A 4024-nucleotide genomic window follows, 5' to 3' on the forward strand; every position below is an offset into this window, starting at 1 on the left:
CCCGCGGCACGCTCCGGCACGTCCGGCGGCAGCAGCGCCGCGATGCCCCCCGCCCGCTGGACCAGGCGGTGGTACCCGGACGGCAGCAGCGCGGCGTCCAGCTGCCACGAGCCCCACCGCACCTCCGCCTCCAGGTAGGTGCTGACCCCGATCAGCGGTCGTTCCGGCATGCGGCGCTCCTCCCACGGTTCTGCCGCACACCCTTGTGGGTCCCGTTCACGTTTTCAACCGGAGGGAACCGGAGCCCCAGTGGGCCCGGGCGCCCCGGGAACCCCCGTCGTGCCCTCTTCCCCGGAAAACGTGCAAGCCCCTACGTTAAGGATCCCGGCAGGCCCCAGGGCCTGTGCGAGAGCCTGAAGGAGGATCATCCCCGTGGCCGACCGCACACCCCCGCTCGGCGTGGACGAACTCAAGGGCCTGGTGACCGCCGGCGAGATCGACACCGTGGTCCTCGCCTTCACCGACATGCAAGGACGCCTCCAGGGCAAGCGGTTCGCCGCCCGCTTCTTCCTCGACGAGGTGCTCGACCACGGCACCGAGGGCTGCAACTACCTGCTCGCCGTCGACACCGAGATGAACACGGTCGACGGCTACGCCATGTCCTCCTGGGACCGCGGCTACGGCGACTTCGCCATGTACCCCGACGTCAGCACACTGCGCCGCATCCCCTGGCACCCCGGAACCGCCCTGCTCACCGCCGACCTGGCCTGGTCCGACGGCACCCCGGTGGCCGCCGCGCCCCGGCAGATCCTGCGCCGGCAGCTCGACCGCCTGGCGGCCCACGGGCTCACCGCCAGGGCGGGCACCGAGCTGGAGTTCATCGTCTTCAAGGACACCTACGAGCAGGCCTGGGACGCCGGTTACCGCGGCCTCACCCCCGCCAACCAGTACAACGTCGACTACTCCGTCCTCGGCACCGGCCGGATGGAGCCCCTGCTGCGCCGCATCCGCAACGAGATGGCCGGCGCCGGGATGGTCGTGGAGTCCGCCAAGGGCGAGTGCAACCCCGGGCAGCACGAGATCGCGTTCCGCTACGACGAGGCGCTGACCACCTGCGACCAGCACGCGCTCTACAAGACCGGCGCCAAGGAGATCGCCTCCCAGGAAGGCGTCGCGCTGACCTTCATGGCCAAGTACAACGAACGCGAGGGCAACTCCTGCCACGTCCACCTCTCGCTCTGGGACACCGACGGACGCAGCGTCATGTCCGGCGACGGCGAGGACGGCATGTCGGACACCATGCGGCACTTCCTCGCCGGACAGCTCGCCGCGCTGCGGGAGTTCACCCTGCTGTACGCCCCCAACATCAACTCCTACAAGCGCTTCCAGCCGGGCTCCTTCGCGCCGACCGCCGTCGCCTGGGGCCGCGACAACCGCACCTGCGCACTGCGCGTCGTCGGCCACGGGCAGTCGCTGCGGTTCGAGAACCGGCTGCCCGGCGGAGACGTCAACCCCTACCTCGCGCTGGCCGGGATGATCGCGGCCGGACTGCACGGCATCGACCGCGAGCTCGAACTCCCCGACGCCTGCCCGGGCAACGCCTACGCGGCCGGGTACGAGAGGGTGCCGGGCACCCTCCGGGACGCCGCCGACCTGTGGGAGCACAGCGACGCCGCCCGGGCCGCCTTCGGCGACGAGGTGGTCGCCCACTACCTGAACATGGCCCGCGTCGAGGTCGCCGCCTACGACGCCGCGGTCACCGACTGGGAGCTGCGCCGCTCCTTCGAACGACTCTGAGGAACGGTATGAGCGGGCACCACGAGCTGGAAGTGCTGAACCCGGCCACCGAGGAGGTCGTCGCCACCGTCCCCGGGGCCGGGGAGCGGGACGTCGACGCCGCCGTGCGCCGGGCCGCGGCCGCGCAGACCGGATGGGCCGCCGCGGCGCCCGGCGAACGGGCCCGGCTGCTGCGCCGGTTCGCCGCCGTCGTCGACCGGCACACCGAGGAACTCGCGCAGCTGGAGGTCCGCGAGGCCGGACACACGGTGGGCAACGCCCGCTGGGAGGCCGGCAACGTCCGCGACCTGCTCGACTACGCGGCCGGCGGCGTGGAGCGCCTGAACGGCCGGCAGATCCCGGTGCCCGGCGGCATCGACGTCACCTTCCTCGAACCGCTCGGCGTGGTCGGCGTGATCGTGCCGTGGAACTTCCCGATGCCCGTCGCCGCCTGGGGGTTCGCCCCCGCGCTCGCCGCGGGCAACGCGGTGGTCGTCAAGCCGGCCGAGACCACCCCGCTCACCGCGCTGCGCCTCGCCGAACTGGCCCTGGAGGCGGGACTGCCCGAGCACCTGCTCCAGGTGCTCCCCGGGCGGGGGGACGTCGCGGGTGAGGCGCTGGTCCGCCACCCCGGCGTGGCCAAGATCGTCTTCACCGGCTCGACCCGGGTCGGCAAACGCGTCATGGCCCTCTGCTCCGACCAGGTGAAGCGCGTCACCCTGGAACTCGGCGGCAAGAGCCCCAACATCGTCTTCGCCGACGCCGACCTGGAGGCCGCCGCGGCGGCCGCCCCGATGGCGTTCCTCGACAACGCGGGCCAGGACTGCTGCGCCCGCACCCGCGTCCTGGTCCAGCGCCCGGTGTACGACCGGTTCCTGGAGCTGCTGGAACCGGCGGTGCGGTCCGTCCGGGTGGGCGACCCCGCCGACGGGCGGACGCAGATGGGCCCGCTGATCTCCCGCGCCCAGCTGGAGCGGGTGCGCTCCTACGCGGACGGCGCCGGGCCGGCGATCCGCGGCAAGGCGCCCGAGGGGCCCGGGTTCTGGTTCCCGCCGACCGTGCTCACCGACGTGGCGCCGGACGCCCCGGCGGCCCGCGAGGAGATCTTCGGGCCGGTGGCGGTGGTCCTGCCCTTCGAGGACGAGGCGGACGCCGTCCGGCTCGCCAACGACACCGAGTACGGGCTCTCCGGCTCCCTGTGGACCCGTGACGTGGGCCGCGCCCTGCGGGTCTCCCGGGCCGTACGGGCGGGCAACCTGTCGGTCAACTCGCACTCCAGCGTCCGCTACTGGACCCCGTTCGGCGGCTTCGCCGGCTCCGGCATCGGCCGGGAACTCGGCCCCGACGCGCTCACCGCCTTCACCGAGACCAAGAACGTCTTCATCAGCACGGAGGACTCCGCCCCATGAGCGACACCAGTCAGCAGCCCGTCTGCCGCCGCCTCGTCGGCCGCACCGCCGTCGTCACCGGCGCGGGCAGCGGCATCGGCCTGGCCTCCGTGCGGCGGCTCGCCGCCGAGGGCGCCCACGTGGTCTGCGGCGACATCGACGCGACCGCGGGCAAGGCCGCGGCCGAGGAGGTGGGTGGGACCTTCGTCAAGGTCGACGTCACCGACCCCGAGCAGGTCGAGGCGCTGTTCCGCACCGCCCACGAGACCTACGGATCGGTCGACGTCGCCTTCAACAACGCCGGCATCTCCCCGCCGGACGACGACTCCATCCTGGACACCGGCCTGGAGGCGTGGAAGCGGGTCCAAGAGGTCAACCTGACCTCCGTGTACCTCTGCTGCAAGGCCGCCATCCCCTACATGCGGCGTCAGCGCAGGGGCTCCATCATCAACACCGCCTCCTTCGTCGCCCGGATGGGCGCGGCCACCTCGCAGATCTCCTACACCGCCTCCAAGGGCGGCGTGCTCGCCATGTCCCGGGAGCTCGGGGTGCAGTTCGCCCGGGAGGGCATCCGGGTCAACGCGCTGTGCCCCGGACCGGTCAACACCCCGCTCCTGCGGGAGCTGTTCGCCAAGGACCCGGAGCGCGCCGCGCGCCGTCTGGTGCACATCCCGGCGGGCCGGTTCGCCGAGGCCGAGGAGATCGCCGCCGCCGTCGCCTTCCTCGCCAGCGACGACTCCTCCTTCGTCAACGCCTCCGACTTCCTGGTGGACGGCGGCATCTCGGGCGCGTACGTCACGCCCCTGTAGGGACGGAGGTGTACGGTCCCGGGCATATGGGACACGTGAAGTGCCGACGCCTGTTCGTCCGGGCCGCCCGGACCCTCGCCGTGGCCACCACCCTGGTGGCCACGGCGGTTC

Annotated in this window: 4 protein-coding genes; 3 read left to right on the top strand and 1 reads right to left on the bottom strand. The window is 72.7% G+C overall.

The window, feature by feature from the left end; translation table 11 throughout:
• A partial coding sequence (locus tag HW445_RS21115; RefSeq protein ID WP_180222552.1) for a gamma-glutamyl-gamma-aminobutyrate hydrolase family protein occupies window positions 1–170 on the bottom strand: 170 nt, incomplete at its 3' end.
• A 202-nt stretch (window positions 171–372) separates the two neighbouring features.
• Between HW445_RS21115 and HW445_RS21120 the strand changes: the two genes are divergently transcribed.
• From HW445_RS21120 to HW445_RS21130, 3 genes are read left to right on the top strand one after another with little or no spacing between them, the layout of a single operon-like run.
• Complete coding sequence (locus HW445_RS21120) at window positions 373–1737, top strand: glutamine synthetase family protein (RefSeq protein ID WP_180222553.1); 1365 nt, start codon at window positions 373–375, stop codon at window positions 1735–1737.
• 8 nt (window positions 1738–1745) lie between these two features.
• The gene (locus HW445_RS21125; protein ID WP_180222554.1) at window positions 1746–3125 is read left to right on the top strand and encodes an aldehyde dehydrogenase; all 1380 of its coding nucleotides are present in this window, start codon (window positions 1746–1748) and stop codon (window positions 3123–3125) included.
• Window positions 3122–3913, top strand: a complete 792-nt coding sequence (locus tag HW445_RS21130; RefSeq protein ID WP_180222555.1) for a 3-oxoacyl-ACP reductase — start codon at window positions 3122–3124, stop codon at window positions 3911–3913. Before HW445_RS21125 ends, HW445_RS21130 begins: the two co-directional genes overlap by 4 nt.
• Window positions 3914–4024 lie beyond the last annotated feature (111 nt).

The sequence above is a fragment of the Streptomyces sp. UH6 genome (assembly GCF_013421635.1).
Classification (GTDB): domain Bacteria; phylum Actinomycetota; class Actinomycetes; order Streptomycetales; family Streptomycetaceae; genus Streptomyces; species Streptomyces abyssomicinicus.